Here is a 23,082-nt window from a genome sequence, read left to right on the forward strand (position 1 = left end):
TTTTGAGTGATGTGAAAATACCTATAGAATATGCAATTGAAAGAGCACGGCGTGGGCGTAGCGCAGTCTGGAAGCGCGCTGGTACGTTGTACCAGAGGTCGTTGGTTCGAATCCAACCGCCCCGACCAACCTTTTAAGTTTCTTAAAAGGTTTTGAAAATATTGAATATTGTAAGTTGGTGGTCTAGCGGTGGGGGTACACCCGTTCCCATTCCGAACACGGAAGTTAAGCCTGCCTGCACCGATGGTACTTCTTATGAGGGAGAGTAGGTCACCGCCAACTTAGAGTATTTAATACAAAAAATCTCACACAAATGTGTGAGATTTTTTTGTATATGGTCAAAATCGCGCGACCTACGGTCGCGCGGGGATTTTCTGATACAATATACACTATGATTCGATGGTGGGCAATGATGCGACGTATCCAGTATATGGGGGGCTCCTTTATCTTTCTTGCCCTCATTGGTTCAATGTTCTATTGCTCGTATTGCTATGTAGGAACCACGTGTTGCGACCGTACGAAAAACGGTGATGAGCGCCGCATGGATCGCGGTGGTGACTGTTCACGTATGTGTCGGATGGATATTTCTGCACCGAAAGTACTCTGGGTGGCACCATTTAAGATTATGGATGGGCAGTACAATGTGGTTGCCTACATAGAAAACAGCAATAGGGAAACAGGCACCGGCAATATGCCCTACACCATTACTCTTTCCGATACGGAAGGGGTTATTGTGGAGCGAAGCGGTACTACGGTGCTGCCGCCCGATGGCACATATCCCATATTTGAAGGGCGTGTGATGACGGGCACACGGGTGCCTACCGCAGCAGCAATTACCTTTGAAGACGAAGATGACGTGGTGTGGATGAAAGCATCGATAGGTCGTAATGAATTTTTCCTTGAAGAGCGAGACCTAACCGGTGTTGATGACTCACCACGCCTCACGGCCCAGATACGGAACACACTCCTTGAGGAAACGCGCGAGGTAGAAATAGTTGCAACGGTATTTAACTCCTCGGGTAAGCCTCTTACCGCAGCGCGCACGGTGGTGGAATATTTCCAAGGTCGCACAACAGAAAAAGTAATCTTTACCTGGCCGCAGCCTATTGCGAAGACGCTTCGTAGTTGCGATGTGTCTACCGACGTGGTGCTCGCAATCGATCTTTCCGGAAGTATGGACTCTGATGGTGGCAATCCGCCTGAACCACTGACTTCCGTACTCACTGCAGCAAAAACTTTGTCACCCGTATGCATGAGGACGATCAGATTGGTGTTGCTACCTTTGCGACAGGGGCATCACTCGTATCAAAGTTGAGTGCTGATATTCCTACGGTGGCAGCACTTATGGAGAGACTCACTATTGACCCTAAGGAGCAGCGAGGTAGCACTAATCCAGGAGAGGGACTTAAGCGCGTTTCTGAAGAATTGCTTTCAAACCGTCATAATCCCGACTCACGCAAAATTGCCATTCTTTTTACTGACGGACTCGCCAATGCTCCAGAGAAAAATGCCGAAGGCTATGCAACAAGCACTGCATATGAATTAAAGAAAAAGGGAGTGGATATATTTACGGTTGGCCTTGGTGCAAGTGTCAATAAAAAATTCCTTGAAGAGATTGCTTCTGATGCACAGCACGCATTCATCGCACCGACGGCGGGTGATGTGGATGGTATCTACCGCACTATTACCACCGCAATTTGCGAGGATGGGCCTACCGTGATTGAGATTGTCGCAAAACCATCAACCAGTTTTGAATAAATTCTGTCTTGGACAGGAGGCCAAGACTCATTCATAATGGGGTATGCGTTTTTTCAGGGCACTCGTGGCAAGCATGGATTGGTGGCTTATTTCCGCCGTTATTTTCTTGACGCTCCTCGGGCTTATCACGATGTACACCTTTGATGGAGATAACTCTTATTTTGATAAGCAGATAGCATGGATCGGGGTAGCCCTCGCTGGTTTTTTTGTTGCACTTATTCCCGACTACCGCTTTCTACGTGTGGGGAACACTACTTTTTTATATATCTCGGCATTATTGCACTTTTAATACTCGTGCTCTTTGTGGGAGAGACCGTAAAGGGTGCCCAGAGCCGTTTTGATCTTGTGTTCTTTTCGCTTCAGCCATCCGACCCCGCGAAGCTTGTACTCATCGCCGTCTTGGCAAAATATTTTTCCAAACGTCACGAACTCATCGGTGACTTTAGACATATATTAATCTCGGGCGTATACGCCTTGGGGATAATCGGCTGTGTGTTCGTGCAACCCGACTTTGGGTCAGCAGCAATTCTTTTTCTTGTTTGGTTTGGGATGGTTCTTGTAGCGGGAATTTCCTTTCGGCATCTCGCCGTGGTGGGGATGGTGGGAGTCGTTGCATTTTAGGACTATGGAATTTTGGATTTCAGGAGTATCAAAAGACCGCATTATGACGTTTCTCCATCCCTCGCCGATATTCGCGGTACGGGGTATAACGCATATCAGTCCACTATTGCCGTGGGTTCGGGACAACTCTTGGGGAAGGGGGGTAGGGTATGGCACCCAGTCAAAACTCCAATTCCTTCCCGAGTACGAGACTGACTTTATTTTTGCAGCTTATGCCGAAGAATGGGGGCTTGTCGGAGTACTCCTTCTTTTCTCCTTGTTTTCAATAGTCATTTGGCGTGTGCTCTTTCACGCGCTTCGCGGAGCAACCAATTTTGAACGCCTCTTTGCCACGGGTGTGGCGATACTTTTTGTGAGTCATTTCCTCATCCATATTGGCATGAATATTGGTCTTCTCCCGTCACCGGAACAACGGTACCCTTCCTTTCCTATGGCGGGTCACACTTGCTCACCGAGTTCCTCGGAGTAGGAATGGTAATAGCAATGGCCCGCTACACTAAGCAACAATATGTAGCCCGCGAGTTGCTTGTGGAGTAATCTCTCTGCATCGAGGCGTCGCCTTGATGCAGATTGTTATTTTATTTTTGATAAAGGGTATACGTATGCGTGCGCATGGTTTCGATACGAAAGGCGGTAGTGACGCGGGTGTGGAGGGTGTGGGCCCAAGCGCGGAGCTTTGGTGGGGGTTTTCTATAAGAAATTCTAGTCCACCAACGAGCGTCTCGGGTTTGCGAGGGTTAATGAGATAGCCGGTCACCTCATGTTCGATTACTTCGGGAATCCCGCCGACACTGCTTGCTATCACGGGGAGTTCTGCTGCGCCTGCTTCGAGAAGTCCATAGGGGAACCCTTCTTTCCATGAGGGGAGTAAAAACGCATCGAATGCTTTGAGAAATGTGCGGGCCTCAGGTACAAAGCCGGTAAAGAATACCTGCTCATTTAGCCCATATATGCGCACGAGATGTTCGAGGCGTGTTCGTTCTTCACCATCGCTCATGAGGGTAAGAAAGAGATTGGTGTGGCTGAGTTGTTTCATTTGCCAAAGCGCATAAACGAGTGCACCGAGATTTTTGTTGTGCGTGTGCTCTCCGGTAGAAACGAGCCAGATGTCATTTTGGTGTGCATCGATTACCTCAGCAGGGAAGAGTGTGGCGCGCGCATTAACACGTTCTTCAAAGATGATGTTTGGCAGGGCGGTATGTATGAGCGAAATACGTTTGGTAAGGAAGGGCATACGCGCGCCACGATAATCATGTTGTGACACCACTATCACGTGGTGTGAGAGGAAGGTGGTGAGGTATGAGAAAAACCATACAAGTGTACGCCACACAAAACTCCGGTCTTCATAGAAAGGCCAGCCGTGTGCAGTGAAGATGATGTTTTTAACACCACAAAGCCGGGCAATAAATGCACCGCTTCCACCCACCTTTGAACTATTGAGATGGACGACGTCAGGCTGCTCCTTTTCTATAAGATGATACAACTCACGAAACGCATGAAGTTCCTGTGTGACCCGAACATCTCTTTCGAGGGTTTTGAGAGACACTGTACGTATGTGCGCTGCTTCAAGTTTTTCTTTTTAAAATTCCACTCCCACCGAATGCGACCACTACGTCAAACTCATCTTTGGAGAGGCCTGTGGCGAGTTCATACACATAGCGCTGGGCACCTCCGAAATTACTCTTCGTGATAATAAAGAGGATTTTTTTAAGATTTTCTTTCTGCATAGTATGTAACTATTGTACGACGTTTCGTGTGATAACTGTAGTTCAGGTGATTTAGGTACGCGTGGAGCATACCTTGCGAAAACTCTGTCTTCTCGTATGATACCTACATGCATATTTTTGTCCGTGGGGGCACACTACTTTTAGTCTTAGGCGACGTGGTCGCTTTTTTGAGTGCGCTTATCCTCACGCTTTTGTGCGATATCAAGAAGTGCCTACGCAGGCGATTATTAGTGAACACTTGAATCCTTTTTGGTTCTTTTCGTGCTCTGGATTCTTGTTTTTCTTATTACCGGGGCTCTACGATAGGCACATTTCGCTCGTGCGCAAAAGTATTCCCGCGCTCGTTCTCAAAGTGCAATTTTTTAATATCCTCTGTGCGGCCTTGATGTTCTTCGCATTTCCGTTTGGGATTGAACCAAAGACCAATCTTGCAATTTATCTTGTTATCTCCACAGCATTTGTCATTGGATGGCGGCTTTATGTATATCCCCGTATCACCACCGCAAAACCTATGCGCGCACTCGTGGTGGGAAATAGCGAGGAAGCGCTTGCGATTGCACACATGTTTGCGCGAAGTCCGTTTTTAAAAATATTAAACCCTTCCTCTTGAGTAAAAATGACATTCCTGATTTTGAGGAATTTCGTTCCTCACTGTTGCGTTTTGTTAAAAATGGGTCAGCGGACATTGTGATTGCTGATATGCGCGACGAGTATGCAAGCAAACTTATACCGGACTTTTATACACTCACGTTCAAAAACACCGGCACTACGTTTCTCAATCTACCTGCGGTGTATGAGCAGTTGTATCATCGTGTACCACCGTCACTTATTGAAGAGAGTTGGCTGTTGGAGCATGTAACTGCAGGAACACCACATTATGCGTATGATGTATTGAAACGAACGATAGATGTGGTGGGCGCACTTCTGCTCGGTGTCCCTACACTTCTCCTCTTTCCATTCATTATGCTCGCGATTACTCTCGAGGACAAAGGGTCATTCTTTTACGCTGCAGAACGTGTGGGACAGTACAATAAAATCATGCGTATTTTGAAATTTCGCACCATGACGGGACGCGACAATCCAGATGATGCACTTAAGAGTACGTTGCGCGCGACTCGCGTGGGCGCAATCCTCCGGAAGACGCGACTTGATGAACTGCCGCAGTTATGGAATATATTGCGGGGGACCTCTCTTTTATCGGACCACGCCCCGAGATACCCACGCTTGCAGAAGTGTACGCACAAGAAATTCCGTATTACAACATGCGTCACCTTACGAAGCCGGGGCTTTCAGGATGGGCGCAAATCAATAACTTTGACGTACCGCGTGGCGGGGTGGACGTAGAGCGCACCATTGATAAACTCTCTTTCGACCTCTACTACTTAAAACATCGGTCGCTTCTTCTTGATATCGAAATCGCACTCAAGACCATCAATACACTGGTGATGCGTACAGGAACGTAAAAATAGAGAATAGAGAATAGAGAATATTTCTTTTATATTTCATATTCCATATTCAATATTTTGAGCAAACTATTTTGATTGTCATCGTGTTAAAGAAGTATATAATCAAACTTCAAATAGTTAATATTTTATGTCTACATATCTCATCACAGGCGGAGCGGGGTTCATTGGTACTAATCTTTCAGAACGCCTCGTGAAGGAGGGATATGCGGTAGTGGTTGTTGATGATTTAAGTAGTGGAGCAAATCCAGAGAGACTTCCGAAGGAAGTGGTTTTTCATAAACTTGATGTGTAATACTGCGGAACTCACCAAGGTAATGAAAGGGGTTGACTATGTGGTGCATCTTGCGGCATTACCACGGGTGCAGTTTTCTATTGAACATCCCTTTGAGACACAACACGCGAACGTCGACGGCACACTCTCCGTGCTTGAAGCAGCACGTGCTGCGGGGTGAAGCGTATTGTGTATGCTGCATCAAGTTCTGTGTACGGTGATCAGACCGTCATGCCACTTGTGGAAACACTCCCCGCACAGCCAAAAAGCCCGTACGGTCTTCACAAGTATGTGGGTGAACTCATGATGAAATTATGGAATGAGATTCATGGCATAGAGACCGTCTCACTCCGATTTTTAATGTGTATGGACCACACTTTGACCCTGATGGCGCGTATGCCCTCGTCATAGGAAAGTTCCTCAAACTGCGAAGCGAAGGATTATCGATGACCATCACGGGAGACGGAGAGCAATCGCGAGACTTTACGCATGTGCGGGACATGATAGATGCAGTCATTCGTGCAAGCCAAAATCCAGATGTGGGCAAGGTGAAGTATTTAATGTCGGTGCGGGTCGCAATGCCTCTATTAATGAAATTGCAAAAATTATTGGCGGTCTTATTGAATATGTCCCTGCACGTCTCGAGCCAAAACACACACTTTCCGACTCTACTAAAATCCGTGAGGCTCTCGGCTGGGTACCTACCGTTTCACTCGAAGAGGGAATTGCAGAACTCAAAACGAAGTTTGGACTAACTTAGACCTAAAAGGAGCACGTGACTTTTCGGACATCACGTTCTATAGTTACGCGCATGATTGTTGATGGAAGAAAAATTGCTGAAGCGGTGTTTGCAAAAATACGGACTGATGTATCACTTCTTTCTCGTGCTCCACGACTGGTGGTTATTTCGTGCGCGCCTACTCCCGAAACCGAGCGTTACCTTGCATTGAAACAAAAAAAGGCAGCTGAGGTAGGGATTATTACCGAAGTGCTTCGTTTTGATGCAACTGCAACTACCGAGGAAATAGTGGCGGCGAGCAGAGAGGCAGAGAAGCATGCCGACGGCATCATTATGCAACTCCCACTTCCGGCGACTATTGACACTCCTCGAGTGCTCGCCGCCATTTCACCCGCTTTCGATGTCGATGCTCTCAACCCAGAGACCACGACATTCCTCTCACCCGTGGTGGGTGCAATCCATGAAATACTCGTGACCCATGGCATTACGGCAACTAAAAAGAACGTCACCATTATTGGGAGCGGAAAACTTGTGGGACTTCCTGCACATGCCTGGTTTTCTGCACAGGAAGCACAGATGAGTATAGTAACGAAAGACACAGTAGACATCGGCTTCTATACTCGCGTTGCAGACATTATTGTGTGTGGGGCAGGTGTGCCAGGGCTTCTTACTCCTGATATGGTGAAAGAAGGGGTTATTATTCTTGATGCGGGTACCTCCGAAGAGGGGGAGTCTTGTGTGGGGATGCTGACCCCGCTTGTGCAGATAAAGCAGCACTCTTTACACCGGTCCCTGGGGGCATTGGGCCTATCACTATTGCCATACTCCTTAGAAATGTGTTGGATTGCTGCCACGAAACGACAGTCTGTGGTATAGTATTTTCCATATTAGCACTTATTCCTTACGCATTGTATGAGTCACGGAGAGAAAGAAAAGTTCAAGGCACCGATGGAGTCATTCGCATCTTCCGTGCTATCGCGGTTATCGCGTGTGCACTTGTGCTTGGATATTTTGTGTACACCTCAACCACCAACACGGAGTCCAAATATCCCTTTAAACTCGGCCTTGACCTTGCAGGAGGGGAGCCATCTCGTTTACGAGGCGGACGTATCATCACTCAAGCCTGCTGAAGTGCCCGATCTCATGAACGTGCTTCGAGAGGTGATTGAGCGTCGTATCAATGTCTTTGGTGTCTCTGAACCCAATGTGCAGGTGGAGCGAAGCAGTGTCGTAGCAGAGAAACAAAGCGAGCGACTCATTGTCGAACTTCCGGGTGTGGCCGACGTCAATCAAGCGGTTAAAGAAATTGGTAAGACACCACTTCTGGAATTTAAATTGATAGACGAAGCAGCGATGACTGAAGCACAAAAGGCCGTGGAAGCGGGTGAAGAAAATGTCCCTGCGCCCGTACATTGAAACAGGTCTTTCAGGACGCTACCTCACGCGTGCTGAGTTGGTGTTTGGGCAAGGAAGTGGGGGTGGACTTTCAAATGAGCCAATTGTTTCCATTACTTTCAATGAAGAGGGGGCAACACTTTTTGAAAACATTACGCGCGATAATGTGGGCAAGCAACTCGCTATTTTCCTTGATGGCAATGTGATGTCGTCACCGGTTATCAATGAAGCGATTGGAGGTGGCAAAGCAATCATTTCGGGAAATTTTACCCCGATGAAGCCCGCGAACTCGTGCGTAATTTAAACTTTGGTGCGCTTCCTGTGCCTATTACTCTCGTGAGTACACAGACCATTGGTTCATCCATGGGTGACGAAGCACTCCATGCAGGTGTATATGCGGGCGTGATTGGATTTATTATTCTTTCGATTTTCCTTATCCTCTGGTACCGTCTTCCGGGTGTTGTGGCGGTGGTTGCACTCGTGGTGTACGTGGTCATTATGCTTGCGCTCTTTAAACTCATTCCAGTAGTACTCACCGCGGCAGGTATCGCCGGATTTATTCTCTCGGTGGGACTTGCCGTGGATGCAAACGTGCTTATCGCTGAGCGTATGAAGGAAGAACTCCGTGCAGGCAAGCACATCGATGATGCCATCAAAGAAGGCTTTAATCGTGCATGGCTCGCTATTCGGGATTCCAATATCGCACACATTATTGTGGGTGTCATTCTCTTTTGGTTTGGTACCGCACTCATTAAAGGCTTCGCACTCGTGTTCTCGGTGGGTGTCCTTGTCTCCATGTTCTCTGCAATTACCGTATCGCGTACACTCCTTATCGCACTTCCGATTCGTGGAGAGGGAAAAATCAGCAAATTCCTTATGAGTTCAGGTGCCTCACGATAATTATATGAATATCAAACAAAATCAATCACTCCTCTTCATACTTCCTGCATTCTTTTCTCTCGTCTCGATAGTGGCAATTCTCATGTGGGGACTAAAACCAGGTATCGACTTGGCGGGCGGCTCAATGCTTCAAGTGTCCTATGAAAATCGTCCTGCTCTTGAGGAGGTGAATACCAAACTCGCAGAACTCAACTATGGTGAAATTCGCGTACAAGCATCAGGGGATAACGACTTTATGCTTCGCCAGCGCGAACTCAAGAATGAGGAAAAAGAAGCACTCATGGGTGCGCTCAATACCTTTGGTACCGCGACTGAAGTACAATTCAACTCCGTCGGCCCTTCCATCGGTGCTGAGATTGTCGAGAAGTCATGGTGGGCAATTGTACTCGTGTCTCTCTCTATCATCACCTTTATTGCGTTTGCATTTCGACATGTATCAGAGCCGGTATCCTCGTGGAAATATGGCGTCATTGCGATTGTGACACTTCTTCACGACATCCTTATTCCCACAGGGCTCTTTGCCTATCCTTGGATACGCGCGGGGGCAGAGGTAGGTGTGTTCTTTATTGTGGCGATTCTCACGACACTCGGTATTTCCATTAATGACACTATTGTGGTGTTTGACCGTATTAGAGAGAATTTACACCTCAACGTACAAAATCGCAAAAAAGAAATTTTTGGAGATGTTGTCTGGCGCAGTATTATGCAAACGATGGCACGTTCTATCAACACCTCAGTCACCGTGGTCATCATGCTCGTTGCACTCTTTGTGTGGGGCCAGAGTCTACTAAGGACTTCTCACTCACCCTTATTATTGGTATGGTGGCGGGTACCTATTCTTCAGTGTTCCTCGCAAGCCCACTCCTCGTCTATGCTGAAAAGTGGAAAAAGAAAGAGCTAAAAAAATAGTCATGATAATCGGCATCACGGGAACGTTGGGAGCTGGGAAGGGCGCGGTCGTCTCCTATCTTGTCCGTACCAAGGGTTTTACCCATTATTCCGCTCGGAGTTATTTTGCTGTACAGATGGAAAAACAGGGAATCACCCCTATCAACCGAGACACTATGGTGGAGTTTGCTAATTCACTTCGTGAACAAAATGGCCCACGACATATCTTTGATACACTCTATAAGGAAGCGGAAGCAAGTGGTAATCCTTCAGTAATAGAATCTATTCGCACTGTAGGAGAGGCAGAAGCACTCAAGGAGCGTGGCGGTGTACTCCTTGCAATTGATGCAGATGAACATATGCGCTATACACGCATCTGTGGACGTGGTAGTACACATGACAAAGTGACGTTTGAAGAGTTTCAAACACAAGAAGCACGCGAAATGTATTCTGACGACCCCAATAAACAAAACATTAGTGCCGTGATGCGGATGGCCGATGTGACCATAGAAAACAATGGCACCCTCGGAGAACTACATGCGTCAATCGAGAAAGTATTTCAATAAAGTGATGTGGTCGACTTACGATGTCGACCATCATGTTGTTTGAGCTTTTTTTGCACACTAATTAGACTCTTCGTATACACTCCCGTGTTACAATGTGCGTATTATGAAGTTTCAAGGTGAATTTGATGGATCTGATAAACGAAAATATCCTAAGAAGAAACAAACTCGCCGTTCAAAGAGTGGAGATACACTGATAGACGACGCGGTTACGAGTTTTCCTACGGAGGAAGAGATGTCCCTGAGGATTGCGGAGCCTTCTATAGAAGAAGCGACTCCGAATGTTGTAGAATCGTCTATAGAAGAAGTATGCCCGAGCGCTGGAGAAACTCCTGTAGAAGTTGCGTCTCAGAGTGTTGTAGAGAATGCTGAGTCAGCAGAGGTTACTCCAGATGTTCAAGAATCCGCATTCCATGACATTCCTCGTGAGCAACTTAAGGGTGTGCTAGAAGTTTTTAAATCAAAAGGAGGGTGGCAACGTACTCCGCCTCCTATTATTGAGGCATTAAAAACCTCTGGTTTTACAGTGCGTATTACGAAAAGAGGAACTGCAGAAAAACGAGGTGACACGTTACAACTTTCACGACCCAACGATACTGAGGTACATATCTACTCTACCGACGAAGCAGCAGAATTGTTGAGGAAAATAATAGGCGAACAGCGCATACGTGAAAAACATCGTAAACGAGAAAAAAAGGAATTATCACAAGCCTCTGTGGTAAGGTGAAGATGCACCTTTGCCAGTCAATGAAGATTCAGAAGAGGCTGTGGCAGCAAATACGCTGCCTGTAACTCTAGACGGGGAAGTAGTACAAAACCAGGCACCAGATACTCAAGACTTTGTTGAAGGCGACTCGGATATTGAAGATGCGGTGATACTCAGCGAGACACCGAGGTCAAATATCGGTAAGGAACAAGTGCAAAAACCAGCAGCGCTCACCTCAGAAATCCTAAAGGATGAAAAAGTGAAGATGACGACGTCGCACATGCTACCGATGAAATGTTGCGCGAGCGTGCCAGCAGGATTGCAACTGTGCGTGCAGAAATTCTTGCGAGCGAAGAAGGTGGAGAAGAGGAAACCTTAGAACTCCGTGCAGAAATATCTCCGGCACTCGAGCGACCAAAGAAACTTAATGAAAGTGTTTTGTCTGCGTTTGGTGTCACAGATGAAAACTGGGAACTAATTCCTGGAAGCGGAAATATTTCTACGGACGAAATTGAAGAAGTGCTTGCGCGAACGATACGTGAAGAAGGAGGGCCCGAACACACAGAAACATCACCGGCACCCGAGCGGCCACAGATGTTTGATGAACGTCTTGCATCTGAATTTGGTGTCACAAAAGAAATGTGGGATCGAATTCCAGGAAGTGAAAAACTTTCTTTTGCGCAACAAAATTGGTATTTGAAAATCTCCGCGAATTCAGCGAGCGTGATAAGACACCACATCTTGCGCGAATATGGGAGGGTATTAAGGAAAACTCGGAAGTAAAAAGGATGTCGGACCAACACTCGATGCACTTTCACGACTCGTAGAAAGTGCAGCGCTCTACGGACCAAAGGTTCATGAAGAAGATGGTGAACTTTTGATTGATTTTGTGGGATTAGACATGCCTCGCGAGAATAGGAAAGGAGTGGAAACAAGCCTTTGACTCTCTTAATGAAGCTGCGCATCGCCTGAGCAAAACTCCTTCGGCATGGCAAGAGGATGGTATTGGGACGCATAGTGAAAAGGAATCAAAAATGATGTCGTTTATTAAAGAAAGTTTTTCTCCGGCACGCAAGCGCTTCAATGAATATAAAGAAATAGAAGAGACATACGTTGCTGCGAAAAAAGAACTGAGTCGGGTACTTGAAGCTGCATATCGATCCAATGGTAATTGCTGAAAGATTTGTGAGTATCGACAAGAATGTCTACGCACTTCAGTTTCAGCAAACCTCACCCGATGCAGTAGAGGCGGTCAAAAATATTCCTGACGCAAGCATGTGGAAGATGATCGGCAAGTCACTCTGCAAACCATCAAACCTTGGTTATATGGCGCTCGGTGCGGTGTCGCGTACTGCGCTAGCGGGGGTCATGGGGGTTTTGCAGCGCCGGTCACGAGCGCGGCTATAGCGGGTAGTCGTGCATGGAATAGAAGTGCAGCAGAAATGCGCGAGCGCGATAGAGCAGCACGCATGGGTACACGGGATACTTCAGATGAAGCACTTAATATCGTGAGTGCAGAAATGTCTATTGATATTGGCGGTGAAAAGCGTGAAGTGGGCGCTACACAAAAATTGCAAAAGCTGATTGATGAATACCAGATACTTGTGCAAGTAGAAGAAACACAGCAAGAGACACCGGAGTATAAAAAGAAAATGAGTACTCTGGTCGACCGTATCAAAGTGCGTGCATCCTATGTGGAAGACAAGCAACGGCTCAATCGCATTAGTTTTGGAAACAAAGAAGAGCGAGCCGTCCAAATGGCAAAACTCTATGAAACTCTTGCGTTGGCGCAAATGGTAGTTGCCGACCGTCATGTACCAAAGATGAGTGTGCTTGAAGATCGGCTCGGAAAAATCTTATTTCAGAAAGAAAATACACTGCAAAACAAGCGCCGTGCACGGCAAGTAAAAGATGCATCATGGAATGCACTTCGTGCAGGAGGGTTTGCTGCGGCCGGTGGTCTCCTCGCGCGTGAGATACAAGAGTTGGGATTGGAAGAAAAAGTGCGAACCTCGGAGGTGCTCAGGGTGTAAAAGGAATCACCGCTCACGACGGACCACTCCTCACCCCCGATGAAGCCGCGCGTGCAAGTGCTGATTCAACAACCACTGCTCCAGGGAACGCACCATTACCTATGGAAACTGCAATTCCAAAAGTTGCTGAAGTACCAGAGGTGCCAAAGTTGGAATCATATACCATTCGTCCAGGAGATACCCTTACAAAGATTATGAAAGAACAACTGTCTGAGATACAGGAACTTGGTGCAGGTAAGGAACAAAATACCGCTATCGCCAATATCTTACGTGAACTTTCTCCTGAAGAACTTAGAAGTATTGGTGTGCGAAGCGAAAACCCAAACCTTATCTACGCGGACGAGACTATAAATATCGAAGCACTGCATAAAATAATAGAGAGTCATCAGTCTGTTATCGATGACGCAGCTACACGAGTGGAAGAGGCGGCGAAGGTAGTAGAGGAAACAGGAAGAGTAACAGTAAAAGTACCTGAAGATTCAATTGTATTTAATCCTTCTTCAAAAGATGATTATTTCCCTGACCCTACAAACGCAAGTGAACAATTAAATCTTCGCACACTGATTTATAAGGACGCTACTGAAAATACGGAGAGGTGGATGAAACTATATCCTCGGGCAAACGCACAAGATGCAGTAAAAGCAGGTATCGTGGAAGGCCATTTCAAGAATCTTTTTGGCGAAAAATGGGCGACTACAGGTGAAGTGCGTGTGACGGATTTACTTACTCGTGGGCCACAGTTTCAGAACGAAAACCCTGATCGATTGATGTATGAACTTAAAAAACTCGTAGAGACAGTGGAAAAACCACCAATGAATGTAGCGCCAATGCCCGCTGAAAATATGAAGGAGTATCTCGAGCGTGCAAGCATGGCGTATGCAGAGAGAGGAAATGAAATACCCGGTAATAATCTTATTCGAAAGATTGAGACATACTACCAGGCAACAAAGCGCTAGAGGCGAATTATTATAAGAAAATCCCTTCACAAAAATTGCATTTTTGTGAAGGGATTTTATATAGCTATGCGTGGATGAGTGTTCCTACGAATGCTCTTTTCTCAAGGTAGTTTTCAATTTCGTTGATCCTTTTTCCATTGATGATAGCAACCTCGATGTCATGTGCTTCAGCAGCACGTGCCGCTACAGGGTCAAAAGGGGAAGAGAGCCCCGGGTTCCATTCGGTGGGGATGAGACGCATAAAGTCGGCCCATCGAATAGACTCTATTTTTTCTGCAGCGGGATTTTTCCTCGGGTCTTCGGTGTACACATAATCAATGTTGGAAAGATTCATTACTTTATGAGCATGGATATTTGAAGCAATTTGTACCGCACGAAGGTCTGTGGACGCTCCGGGGCGATACCCTGCGGCAATGATAAGCGGTGTACCCTTGGGGACGTCCATAATTTCATCAGGATTGGTAATCATGACGGGATGTGCTACATCGCGAAAGATAGTGCGGAGGAGATGGCCATTCAAGCGCGTTGCGTGTATACCCATCCAGTCGAGGTCTTCGGGGTCGAGCTCAGAGACTTTTGCTGCTGCATCTTGGTAGCGGCGCGCTGTTCTTCCTCCTCCTGCGATAATAATAAACCGTCGCTTGTGGACGGTGATTTGTCGTTCTATGAGATTCCGGAGTTCGATTAAAAAATGGGTGTCAATTGCATCGGGTACAATGAGTGACCCACCGACTGACATCACTACTGTTTCGTGTATGTGCATTACGCTAGAGTGTATCGCGCTTTTGGGTAAGACACCACCCCTAACTCCAAAGGGAATGGTGAAAAGTTATCCACAGCGCACACGTGTGGTACTTGCATTAAAAATTGCTTCTGGTATTATATGTAAGTCAGCAACGCGCCGACACCTGTTCCTTCGGTCTCCCAAGACCACCCCCTTTGGTCACTTTGACCACCCAATTCCTAAAAACTTGCCCATGGCAAGTTTTTTTATGTTTTAAGAATCGAGAAGTTAGCGCGATAACAAATTAAGTAAGTATCAAGGCGTCGCCTTGATACGGAGGGTGTTGAATTAAGTCTTGATGCAGAGCCGTTTCTAAGTGCTTGACAAATATTTAAATGCGTGTATACTACTGCCAGTTCTGTTGGAGCGGGGAAAGTATTATTTCCCGGTCCCCGTTTCGGCGGGGCACTCTTTTCGGCGCAGATTTGCACCGATATAATCCAACTTGTTGTTATTTCAAGGAGAGTTACCATGAAATCGTTCATCAAATCGGCAGTTATTACGATTGCCATCGGCCTTTGTTTTGTCACCTCCGCCTTCGCAACCTGCGTCAGTGGCTGCGTTACGCCTCCGCCTCCGGCACCCACCCAAACGACAACCTTCATGGTTGGTGGTGCTTCCAACTTTGGCGGCATGGGCGGTGCAGTATTTCAGGGCAATGACGGATATGCAAGGGTCGAAAAAAATGGCTACGGTGGCGTTGACGTCACTGTTGACGCAGCGGGAAACCTCTGCGGGATTGATTGCCAGTCCGGCAAGTTCAAGTTCAACGGCTACGCCGGCGAACATGTCAAGGCGAGCGCAGGTGCGCTTTCCACACATTCCGGAGTTCCCGCGATTGCGGAGAACAAAGGATCTGCCTTTGGCAACGTCACCTTCGGGGTCCAAAAGACTCTGAGCAACAAGTAGCCTGTCGGCTCTGTTCTCGGGGGGATTCATTCCCCGGAAAAGTCTCGGCGATTGCTGAGCAAGGGTCGCATCACGCAACCATAGCCGCCATCTCAATTTATCGAGATGGCGGTTTTTCTATATAATTTTTAAACATCTTACCGAGGCAAGTCCTTGGTGAGATGTTTTTTGGAATTGGGCGATTTTATTATGTACTCTATGCCACATTACATAGCGAGGGGGGAGTGCTTGCTTTTTTACTAAAGTATGGTAGAATCCTCAAGCATCGGGGCGCATCCCGCGTTCCTTGACACTACGAAAGAAAGGAAGTCCAAGATGAAGTCTGTATTAGCGCTTATGTGCGTGCTTTTGGTTTTGCTTGGCGCGGAAAGCGCTCTTGCAGGCCCAGGGAAGGGTGTGAAAACATTCCTTGTCCCAAAACCCGTGGTTCAAGAAAAGCCACTTCCCGAAAAGACATGTCGAGTTTACAGTACAACTGAGACAACAGTGGTTTATTCCCCTGACGTATCAGTTGGGGCGCAGTTCATCCAGCCTGGATGTTGCTGTGCTTCAAATGGAATCTACATTCCCGGGGTGAGTGTGCCATCACAAAGCACGCCCACCACACTCACTCAAACTGTCGTAATTTGCGACTAACTCAACAAGGAGATTCACCATGAAAAACATGATTGTTCGTGCTTCACTTTTTGCGTTTACGCTTATGCTCACCGCGTGCGGTGGCGTGAGTATGGAAAGAGGTCCTGACGGGAAGTATCTCGGCATGACCACCGTATGGCACATCGACAGATCTGCAAGCCGAATCGCAGAATATGTGGAAGACGGCCTGAATCCGAATGGAAGTCCAAAGTTCAAGGAGGTGGTGAAGAAGGTTACAGTGAAGAGGTCGGACGGAAGTACCGTAACTGAAGAAGTCAGCACTGCTAACCTTTCAGTTGGTCCGACGGTTGCTGGTCAAGCGACGGTGGCTGTTGTTGGTGGTGTTTCAACCGCTGCAACGCAGGGCGCCTTCGGTATCGCGATAGCGAAAGAAGCTTCAAAAGCTTGCAAGGATGGGAAATGTAGTGGCAACGGCACCGTTATCTATAACGACGGCAGTGCTTTGTCGCTTTCCAATTCGGAAAGCAATGCGAACTCGTCAGTTCGCACGAACGGTGCACCCTGTACAGGGCCTTGTTTGGCACACTGATGTGCAGGTGGCGGCGGGCGAAGCCCGCCGCTCCACTTCATAAAAGAAAGGAAGGAAATCATGAAAACCCTAAAAAGTTTGATTGCGTTGATTGCGGTGCTTGTTTCGTCCTCGGCTCTTGCCGCGGACGCGCAGGTATTCCAAAAGATGTCGGGAGAATCTTTCCCGAGATTCAAGGAGAGCCTCGAAACGCAGGGACTGCTTCAGGAATCGAAGGGGATTCAGTTTTTCGACACGAAGGTGCTGGCCAGTGCGGCCTGTGACTTTTCCGAAAAACCAGACCCAAAAGCGCATCAACAGAAATACGGAACAACAGAGAAGTGCCAAGGCATCTTCATTGCCCGTAACGGTTTGGGTGGCACCATGACACTCGACGACTTCCGTACACAGGGCCAAGGCGTCGGCTTCTGGCTTGCAGACATTTCTGCAGGGGCAGGGCCGGTAGTCGCAGCAGCAGCCCCCAAGGCTGTCGCTACCGAGTCAAAAGATGACGGCAAGATGAACAGTCTTCTCGCCGGTCTCACCTCTCTCATCAAGCGATTTGATATGCTTAGTGAGAGTGAGAAAGTAACCAAAAAGAAGGTTGAGGAAATTCTCATCCAACAAAAACAGGTTAATGCGGTCACGGCGCGTATCGAAGCGCTCGAGAAGCAAACTGCAGGTCTTGACCATAGGGCCGGGGCAACCGATGGAGACGTCAAATTGCTCAAAAAGGATGTCGCCGATGTCAACAAAGACGTTGCCGGTATCAACACGCGCGTCACGAGCATCGAAAAGATGCCGATTGTCGCCTTTGGCAACGTGGTACTCGGCATCGTCCTCATTATGGCATTTGTGCTGTGCTTGATGGCTTATGTCGTGTATCGTAAGGCAAAAGCCGCTTCTGTGTCACAACGACCAGCGTCGGCGCAACACATACCTGCTTCAAACGAATCAGTGGTACGCAAAGCAGCGTGACCAGCAGAAGCAGACCTGTAGTCGGCCACCAACCTTTCGTAGTATTGTTCCAAGACCTTTTAAGACCCTCGCTTCGGCAGGGTCTTTCTTTTTGTAAAAAATGTGTTATAATACACGTCGTTGTTCTGTTTAAAACTTTTTTCAAGGAGACCATCATGGTCAATGTGCATAGAATCACCGTGTGGCTTTGTGCCATGTTTTTCCTCGCAGGTTGCAGTACCGTGCGATTCACCTCGACCACTTCATCAGGGGGAGAAGCGGCCACAGGTACGTCACCACTCAGGACTTCAGGATATGTCTCTAAGACACCTGAGTCTTCAGTGAAGTCATACCAGTACGGTCGCTTCACAGTCCTCGTGGATGAAAGCGGAAGTCAAAAAGTCGAGGGCGGGGTGTTTACACCATCCCCGACAATGTCCTTTGCACCGACGCGCGCACATGTACTTTTCATCAATTACGTAACCAAAGAACTCTCGTACTATCGGCGCACTGGCGCAGGTACCTATGAGCCGATCATTGGCTACGCAGTAGTGACTCCACTCTCACAGGCGCTGCCACGAGACGTGGTGCAGGGAAGTGTCCGACGTATTGATACGGCACCCACGTGGTGTCCCACGAAACGCATTCGTGAAAAGTACACCGACCTTCCTCCTGGCTGTCTCAATTTTGGACATCCAACGAATGCGATGGGTGTCGCAAAGTTTGAAGTATCATGGAGCGTACCAGGATTTGAATTGGTACGCCTTCATGGTACCAGCGGTTATCCATCAGGCAACTTTTGGGAGGAGGAGACCTTTGGCTGCACACGACTTGAAAACAATGCGATGAAAGAACTCATCGATTTGCTTGGGCCGAATGCGGTTAAAGAGGGAATCGAAATCATCGCGTATCGTGGCAAAGTACCACAAGAAAAGGAGAAAAAACCACCAATTATTTCTGCCGAATAGGCAAAAGTAGCAAAAGATCAGGGCCTTGGCATCACCGCCAGGGCCCTTTTTCTATATTTCCACTCTAAACCCTTGCAAATTATTAATGCTTCTGTATAATGCTTGTCATTGTTCATCGGGAGTTGTAAATCGGCTTTTTTCTGTACTCTACGTGCGGAAAAATTCCTGTTGCTTTCGAACGAGAACAATATGTCATTTGATAATTAAATACGTACATATGATGAAGCAACATCGTATGTAATTCATATTTAGTTTTGTGTGTTTTTTAAAAATATACAGAACGGTATGCATCAGCAAAAATGTTAAGACAAAAGCATTATCATGTTTTCTGAATTTATTTTGGAAACGTGCATTCTCTTTTGTCTTATCCTTGGAAATAGTTTGTTGAGCGGAAATGTTAGTACATATTTCCACATGCTCACAAACGCAAGATCGCCTATCACTTCGGTGATAGAGATCCTGTTTTAACTTAGAGTTTGATCCTAGCTCAGGGTGAACGCTGGCGGCGTGGATGAGGCATGCAAGTCGAATGGGTTTAGGCCCATGGCAGACGAGGTAGGAACAAGTAGGTACGTACCCCAAAGTCAGGGATAACCCGGAGAAATCCGGAATAATACTTGATGGTCTCGCGAGAGTAAAGATTTATCGCTTTGGGAACGGCCTGCTTTCTATCAGCTTGTTGGTAAGGTAACGGCTTACCAAGGCTACGACGGATAGGGGAGGTGAGAGCCTGACCCCCACCGATGGAACTGCGACACGGTCCATACTCCTACGGGAGGCTGCAGTCGAGAATCTTCCGCAATGGACGAAAGTCTGACGGAGCGACGCCGCGTGGTAGATGAAGTCCTTAGGGACGTAAATACCTTTTATGAGGGAAGAAGTTTATTGACGGTACCTCATGAATAAGGGGCTCCCAATTCTGTGCCAGCAGGAGCGGTAATACAGAAGCCTCAAGCGTTACCCGGATTTACTGGGCGTAAAGGATGTGTAGGTGGTGTGATTAGTCGGGCGTTAAATCCAGAGGCTCAACCTCTGGCTCGCGTTCGAAACGGTCATACTAGAGGAAGTGAGAGGTGTGTGGAACTCAAGGTGTAGGGGTGAAATCCGTTGATATCTTGGGGAACACCAAAAGCGAAGGCAACACACTGGCACTTTCCTGACACTGAAACATGAAAGCGTGGGTAGCGAATCGGATTAGATACCCGAGTAGTCCACGCCCTAAACGTTGTCCGCTAGCTATAGGGAGTATCGACCCTCTCTGTGGCGTAGCTAACGCATTAAGCGGACCGCCTGGGTAGTACGAGCGCAAGCTTAAAACTCAAAGGAATAGACGGGGGCTCGCACAAGCGGTGGATCATGGGGCTTAATTCGTCGATAAGCGAGGAACCTTACCAAGGCTAGAAATCTTACTGCACGCCCGGGGAAACCCGGGAAGCCTTCGAGGGTGTAAGACAGGTGATGCATGGCCGTCGTCAGTTCGTGGCTTGAGCTGTTCCCTTAAGTGGGGAAACGAACGCAACCCTCGTTGCCTGTTACAAGTGTCAGGCGAGACAGCTCCCTCACGGGAGAGGAAGGTGAGGATGACGCCAGGTCAGCATGTCCCTAGATGCCTTGGGCTGCACCCGTGATACAATGGGTAGTACAACGAGACGCAATGTGGCGACACGGAGCAAATCTTAATAAAGCTACCCTCAATTCGGATTGAAGTCTGCAACTCGACTTCATGAAGTCGGAATCGCTAGTAATCGTGGATCAGCAACGTCACGGTGAATACGTTCCCGAGCCTTGTACTCACCGCCCGTCAACTCAAGGGAGCCGGAAGTGCCCGAAGTTCGTGCTTGTCACGACCTACGGTAAGTTCGGTGACAGGGAGTAAGTCGTAACAAGGCACGGCTAGCGGAAGCTGGTCGTGGATTAATTCCAATTGGACACGTCGTTGAGTTCTGGTAACAGAATCTCGAAAAACGGCTAATTGGTCGACATTTTGTGCCTCAATTGAGCACAAAATAAGGAATGATACCTAACCTTCAAGATAGTATCTGTACTCTACGGAAAGACGTAGCCAGGATAAGACAAAAGAGAGTGGAGTCTGCTGATGAAAAAAGCGAAAAACCATACATAAAATGTATGGTTTTTCGCTTTTTTCATCAGAACACGACACCTGCGTGTCGTGTGGCAGACTCCACTCGTCGGAGCGATGTTTTGTCGACCTCAAGGAGACAAAACCGCGAGACGCGACCACGCGTGCTTATGAGCGTCAGCGAATTAGCAAAAGCGGGTTGAAGGCGCTGAGGTGTTTCTGAGGGCCTCGCACTTTCTGTCGACAATCACTGACCGGAATATCCTTTGCCTATGCAAAGGCGGGGGCCGACAACCACTTATGAAGGTGCGGGGCGGAAAGGCGCATTGCTATTTTCATTCCTAATGGCAATAGCGAGACCCACTTGGCTAGAATTGTCCCACAAGAGTATTTCCATTTTCCTAATTCCTTCCAGTCATAAGGAAAATTGGTCACTTGGGCTGAGGCGACTCGGTCTTGTCATATCGTATAATTACTCGCACCGACGAATCGTTATTTATTTACGTCTCAAATCTATTTCCACTTCCAATATCTCAAGGGCCACCTGCTCCTCCAGTATCTATATAATCAGGAGTGATAACTGGTCCTCCACCAAAGCCAAATCCGTCCACAAATATATTTACAATTCCCCAAAGGCTCAGAATAATTACAAATGCCATGATTCCCCAAAGTGCAAGCGATTTTGCATTTTCGTGTTCTTTTTCATTTGCTCCTTCAATAATAAAGTATCGCACTATGTTCCAGAGGAAAACTAAAAAAGCAATAACGATAATAAAAGGCACTATCGTCTCGTTGAGAAAGGTAATTATATTAACTAAAAATGTTTGCAAATCCATGATGTTACTTATTATACACCCTCCTGTGGTGATAAAGAGAATGTTTTATACAGGGTAACGACAACGAAGCCCCATGTGCTTCCATCGATTCGGCAATCAAGATATAGACCGTCATGATGCATCTTTTTAGATTTTGATTGCTCAAATGGCTAGTTTTTGATAGTATCGTATAACCTTTTCAAAAGGCTGTAGAAACCCCCGTCCGCGCTTAGCTCAGTTGGCTAGAGCATTCGACTGATACTCGAAGGGTCCTAGGTTCAAATCCTAGAGCGCGGACAGGGGTTTTTATGTGCCTAGGCATTTGATAATGAAGGGCCCTAGGTTGACCTAGTTTTTAAGGAGCCGACGAGGCGACTATAAAAACGGAAATACTCTTGTGGGACAAATCCTAGAGCGCGGACAAATTACGCAAACAATAAAATCTTCCTACAGAAGCTAGGTAGACTTATATGAGCGCTTGGTCCTAAAATCCATAGTGAAAGGATTTTAGGACTTGGCCTACTTTTTCATTATGAGAGGAAAAGTAGGCAGACCAGAAGTTATTGTCGCTACGCTCTGTAACTTCTAGGCCACTCAGAAAATATAGTCGTTTCACTTCTTATTTTCTGGCCACAGGGGTTTTTATGTACCCGTACGTTTACCTGATAACGTGCTATGCACAGTGTAAAATATAAGTGCCATACTTTCGTAGTATTATTATGCATAATATGAATAATAATCACTCCGCATTGGATGTCTGTGTTCCTTTGCACGAAAATAAAAGTTTTTGCATACTGTTAACAGTAGCGTTTGCACTTGCACTCATTTCTTCTTTCATATTTTGGAATATATATGTAGTAGAGAGGAGTGATGAGCAGGGTATAGAAGGAATACCCGAGGCGCAGCAAACTACTCAAACAGAGGATACCACAACAACTCAGCAAGACTATTCGGTATACCCTGAACGTGTCTTGACCGGAATGCTTGTTACTCTCTCACCAGATGTATCTTTTGTGCGAGTCTTAGTAAAAGATGAGGGTGTATACCTTATTGGACTTGGTCCGGAAACAAAAACAACAATAGATGGGTCTGATGCAAATATAAATACACTTAGTCTGATGTCTACAGTAAGTGTAACAGCATATGAAATTCCCGATACTGAACCGTATGATTTTTTTGCAAAGAATATAACAGGGGGGAGTATTTCATCAACTAATACTAATGATTTAGGAACTATTTCTGCGACAAACACAGATCAATTATCGGAAGAGGCACAATCCATGAATCCTGCAAATCAAGTGCAACCTGATACATTTATGAGAGCAAGTTCTCGCTCACCAATGAGTATATGAAATGTACATGAAGTTTTATTAAATCATTT

General features: G+C 46.9%; 31 protein-coding genes, 2 tRNA genes, 2 rRNA genes and 1 pseudogene. 32 read left to right on the forward strand and 4 right to left on the reverse strand.

Going from position 1 to position 23,082, the window contains the following annotated elements:
- The first annotated feature begins 50 nt into the window (after window positions 1–50).
- From IPH92_04880 to IPH92_04910, 7 genes are all read left to right on the forward strand, one after another.
- Window positions 51–128: transfer RNA gene (locus IPH92_04880), tRNA-Asn, on the forward strand.
- Window positions 129–174: 46 nt separating this feature from the next.
- Window positions 175–282, forward strand: a 5S ribosomal RNA gene (gene rrf / locus IPH92_04885).
- Between the two features lie 109 nt (window positions 283–391).
- A complete protein-coding gene (locus tag IPH92_04890; GenBank protein ID QQR64859.1) occupies window positions 392–1,315 on the forward strand; it encodes a hypothetical protein in 924 nt (307 codons plus the stop codon).
- Window positions 1,249–1,758 (forward strand): VWA domain-containing protein, encoded by a 510-nt coding sequence (locus IPH92_04895; GenBank protein QQR64860.1) that lies wholly within the window; start codon window positions 1,249–1,251, stop codon window positions 1,756–1,758. Before IPH92_04890 ends, IPH92_04895 begins: the two co-directional genes overlap by 67 nt.
- A gap of 43 nt (window positions 1,759–1,801) precedes the next feature.
- On the forward strand, window positions 1,802–2,047 hold the full coding sequence (locus IPH92_04900) for a hypothetical protein (GenBank protein QQR65459.1): 246 nt from the start codon (window positions 1,802–1,804) through the stop codon (window positions 2,045–2,047).
- Entirely contained in the window at window positions 1,936–2,379 is a 444-nt protein-coding gene (locus tag IPH92_04905; GenBank protein QQR64861.1) for an FtsW/RodA/SpoVE family cell cycle protein, read from the forward strand. The genes IPH92_04900 and IPH92_04905 overlap by 112 nt, the downstream gene beginning before the upstream one ends.
- A gap of 4 nt (window positions 2,380–2,383) precedes the next feature.
- Window positions 2,384–2,848 (forward strand): FtsW/RodA/SpoVE family cell cycle protein, encoded by a 465-nt coding sequence (locus IPH92_04910; protein QQR64862.1) that lies wholly within the window; start codon window positions 2,384–2,386, stop codon window positions 2,846–2,848.
- Window positions 2,849–2,875: 27 nt separating this feature from the next.
- On the opposite strand, the gene IPH92_04915 is transcribed toward IPH92_04910, so the two are convergent.
- Window positions 2,876–3,925 carry a glycosyltransferase gene (locus IPH92_04915; GenBank protein QQR64863.1) on the reverse strand — a complete coding sequence of 350 codons (1,050 nt, stop codon included), beginning with the start codon at window positions 3,923–3,925 and terminating at the stop codon, window positions 2,876–2,878.
- A gap of 19 nt (window positions 3,926–3,944) precedes the next feature.
- A complete protein-coding gene (locus IPH92_04920) occupies window positions 3,945–4,106 on the reverse strand; it encodes a hypothetical protein (GenBank protein ID QQR64864.1) in 162 nt (53 codons plus the stop codon).
- A gap of 193 nt (window positions 4,107–4,299) precedes the next feature.
- Between IPH92_04920 and IPH92_04925 the strand changes: the two genes are divergently transcribed.
- The 18 genes and pseudogenes from IPH92_04925 (at window position 4,300) to IPH92_05010 (ending at window position 14,023) form a co-directional block, all read left to right on the forward strand.
- Window positions 4,300–4,716 (forward strand): hypothetical protein, encoded by a 417-nt coding sequence (locus IPH92_04925; protein QQR64865.1) that lies wholly within the window; start codon window positions 4,300–4,302, stop codon window positions 4,714–4,716.
- An 89-nt stretch (window positions 4,717–4,805) separates the two neighbouring features.
- Window positions 4,806–5,569: pseudogene (locus IPH92_04930) on the forward strand (sugar transferase).
- A 130-nt stretch (window positions 5,570–5,699) separates the two neighbouring features.
- Window positions 5,700–5,864 carry an NAD-dependent epimerase/dehydratase family protein gene (locus IPH92_04935; GenBank protein ID QQR64866.1) on the forward strand — a complete coding sequence of 55 codons (165 nt, stop codon included), beginning with the start codon at window positions 5,700–5,702 and terminating at the stop codon, window positions 5,862–5,864.
- Window positions 5,857–6,024, forward strand: a complete 168-nt coding sequence (locus IPH92_04940) for a GDP-mannose 4,6-dehydratase (protein ID QQR64867.1) — start codon at window positions 5,857–5,859, stop codon at window positions 6,022–6,024. Before IPH92_04935 ends, IPH92_04940 begins: the two co-directional genes overlap by 8 nt.
- A gap of 8 nt (window positions 6,025–6,032) precedes the next feature.
- A complete protein-coding gene (locus tag IPH92_04945; GenBank protein QQR64868.1) occupies window positions 6,033–6,254 on the forward strand; it encodes an NAD-dependent epimerase/dehydratase family protein in 222 nt (73 codons plus the stop codon).
- Window positions 6,206–6,598, forward strand: coding sequence for an NAD-dependent epimerase/dehydratase family protein (locus IPH92_04950; protein ID QQR64869.1), 393 nt, complete (start codon window positions 6,206–6,208; stop codon window positions 6,596–6,598). The genes IPH92_04945 and IPH92_04950 overlap by 49 nt, the downstream gene beginning before the upstream one ends.
- A gap of 56 nt (window positions 6,599–6,654) precedes the next feature.
- A complete protein-coding gene (locus tag IPH92_04955) occupies window positions 6,655–7,458 on the forward strand; it encodes a bifunctional 5,10-methylenetetrahydrofolate dehydrogenase/5,10-methenyltetrahydrofolate cyclohydrolase (GenBank protein ID QQR64870.1) in 804 nt (267 codons plus the stop codon).
- Between the two features lie 189 nt (window positions 7,459–7,647).
- Window positions 7,648–7,998, forward strand: a complete 351-nt coding sequence (locus IPH92_04960) for a hypothetical protein (GenBank protein ID QQR64871.1) — start codon at window positions 7,648–7,650, stop codon at window positions 7,996–7,998.
- Window positions 7,976–8,281, forward strand: coding sequence for a hypothetical protein (locus IPH92_04965; protein ID QQR64872.1), 306 nt, complete (start codon window positions 7,976–7,978; stop codon window positions 8,279–8,281). The genes IPH92_04960 and IPH92_04965 overlap by 23 nt, the downstream gene beginning before the upstream one ends.
- Window positions 8,269–8,877, forward strand: a complete 609-nt coding sequence (locus tag IPH92_04970) for a SecD/SecF family protein translocase subunit (protein QQR64873.1) — start codon at window positions 8,269–8,271, stop codon at window positions 8,875–8,877. The genes IPH92_04965 and IPH92_04970 overlap by 13 nt, the downstream gene beginning before the upstream one ends.
- 4 nt (window positions 8,878–8,881) lie before the next feature.
- Window positions 8,882–9,778, forward strand: coding sequence for a protein translocase subunit SecF (locus tag IPH92_04975; GenBank protein ID QQR64874.1), 897 nt, complete (start codon window positions 8,882–8,884; stop codon window positions 9,776–9,778).
- Entirely contained in the window at window positions 9,759–10,331 is a 573-nt protein-coding gene (locus tag IPH92_04980; GenBank protein QQR64875.1) for an AAA family ATPase, read from the forward strand. Before IPH92_04975 ends, IPH92_04980 begins: the two co-directional genes overlap by 20 nt.
- Before the next feature lie 103 nt (window positions 10,332–10,434).
- A complete protein-coding gene (locus IPH92_04985; protein ID QQR64876.1) occupies window positions 10,435–11,055 on the forward strand; it encodes a hypothetical protein in 621 nt (206 codons plus the stop codon).
- Between the two features lie 10 nt (window positions 11,056–11,065).
- Window positions 11,066–11,413 carry a hypothetical protein gene (locus tag IPH92_04990; protein QQR64877.1) on the forward strand — a complete coding sequence of 116 codons (348 nt, stop codon included), beginning with the start codon at window positions 11,066–11,068 and terminating at the stop codon, window positions 11,411–11,413.
- Window positions 11,362–11,817, forward strand: a complete 456-nt coding sequence (locus tag IPH92_04995; GenBank protein QQR64878.1) for a hypothetical protein — start codon at window positions 11,362–11,364, stop codon at window positions 11,815–11,817. The genes IPH92_04990 and IPH92_04995 overlap by 52 nt, the downstream gene beginning before the upstream one ends.
- Before the next feature lie 381 nt (window positions 11,818–12,198).
- Window positions 12,199–12,441, forward strand: a complete 243-nt coding sequence (locus IPH92_05000; GenBank protein QQR64879.1) for a hypothetical protein — start codon at window positions 12,199–12,201, stop codon at window positions 12,439–12,441.
- Window positions 12,442–12,476: 35 nt separating this feature from the next.
- On the forward strand, window positions 12,477–13,067 hold the full coding sequence (locus IPH92_05005) for a hypothetical protein (GenBank protein ID QQR64880.1): 591 nt from the start codon (window positions 12,477–12,479) through the stop codon (window positions 13,065–13,067).
- A 101-nt stretch (window positions 13,068–13,168) separates the two neighbouring features.
- Window positions 13,169–14,023, forward strand: coding sequence for a hypothetical protein (locus IPH92_05010; GenBank protein QQR64881.1), 855 nt, complete (start codon window positions 13,169–13,171; stop codon window positions 14,021–14,023).
- 64 nt (window positions 14,024–14,087) lie between these two features.
- Here IPH92_05010 and IPH92_05015 read toward each other — a convergent pair whose 3' ends face one another.
- A complete protein-coding gene (locus IPH92_05015; GenBank protein ID QQR64882.1) occupies window positions 14,088–14,786 on the reverse strand; it encodes a UMP kinase in 699 nt (232 codons plus the stop codon).
- 492 nt (window positions 14,787–15,278) lie between these two features.
- On the opposite strand from IPH92_05015, the gene IPH92_05020 reads away from it, so the two are divergent.
- The 5 genes from IPH92_05020 to IPH92_05040 all read left to right on the forward strand — a co-directional run bounded on the left by IPH92_05020 (window position 15,279) and on the right by IPH92_05040 (window position 20,731).
- Window positions 15,279–15,716 carry a hypothetical protein gene (locus tag IPH92_05020; protein QQR64883.1) on the forward strand — a complete coding sequence of 146 codons (438 nt, stop codon included), beginning with the start codon at window positions 15,279–15,281 and terminating at the stop codon, window positions 15,714–15,716.
- Between the two features lie 655 nt (window positions 15,717–16,371).
- Entirely contained in the window at window positions 16,372–16,902 is a 531-nt protein-coding gene (locus IPH92_05025; protein ID QQR64884.1) for a hypothetical protein, read from the forward strand.
- 147 nt (window positions 16,903–17,049) lie between these two features.
- Window positions 17,050–17,859 (forward strand): hypothetical protein, encoded by an 810-nt coding sequence (locus IPH92_05030; protein QQR64885.1) that lies wholly within the window; start codon window positions 17,050–17,052, stop codon window positions 17,857–17,859.
- A 164-nt stretch (window positions 17,860–18,023) separates the two neighbouring features.
- Window positions 18,024–18,806, forward strand: a complete 783-nt coding sequence (locus tag IPH92_05035) for a hypothetical protein (protein QQR64886.1) — start codon at window positions 18,024–18,026, stop codon at window positions 18,804–18,806.
- 464 nt (window positions 18,807–19,270) lie between these two features.
- Window positions 19,271–20,731: ribosomal RNA gene (locus IPH92_05040) — 16S ribosomal RNA — on the forward strand.
- Between the two features lie 688 nt (window positions 20,732–21,419).
- Here the strand turns inward: IPH92_05040 and IPH92_05045 are convergent.
- Window positions 21,420–21,722 (reverse strand): hypothetical protein, encoded by a 303-nt coding sequence (locus IPH92_05045; protein ID QQR64887.1) that lies wholly within the window; start codon window positions 21,720–21,722, stop codon window positions 21,420–21,422.
- A gap of 202 nt (window positions 21,723–21,924) precedes the next feature.
- On the opposite strand from IPH92_05045, the gene IPH92_05050 reads away from it, so the two are divergent.
- Both IPH92_05050 and IPH92_05055 read left to right on the forward strand, forming a co-directional pair.
- Window positions 21,925–21,998, forward strand: a tRNA-Ile gene (locus tag IPH92_05050).
- A gap of 431 nt (window positions 21,999–22,429) precedes the next feature.
- Window positions 22,430–23,053 carry a hypothetical protein gene (locus IPH92_05055; protein QQR64888.1) on the forward strand — a complete coding sequence of 208 codons (624 nt, stop codon included), beginning with the start codon at window positions 22,430–22,432 and terminating at the stop codon, window positions 23,051–23,053.
- The last annotated feature ends 29 nt before the right edge of the window (window positions 23,054–23,082 follow it).

Source organism: Candidatus Kaiserbacteria bacterium, assembly GCA_016699245.1.
Taxonomy (GTDB): Bacteria; Patescibacteriota; Minisyncoccia; order Phycocordibacterales; family UBA918; genus Damh-18.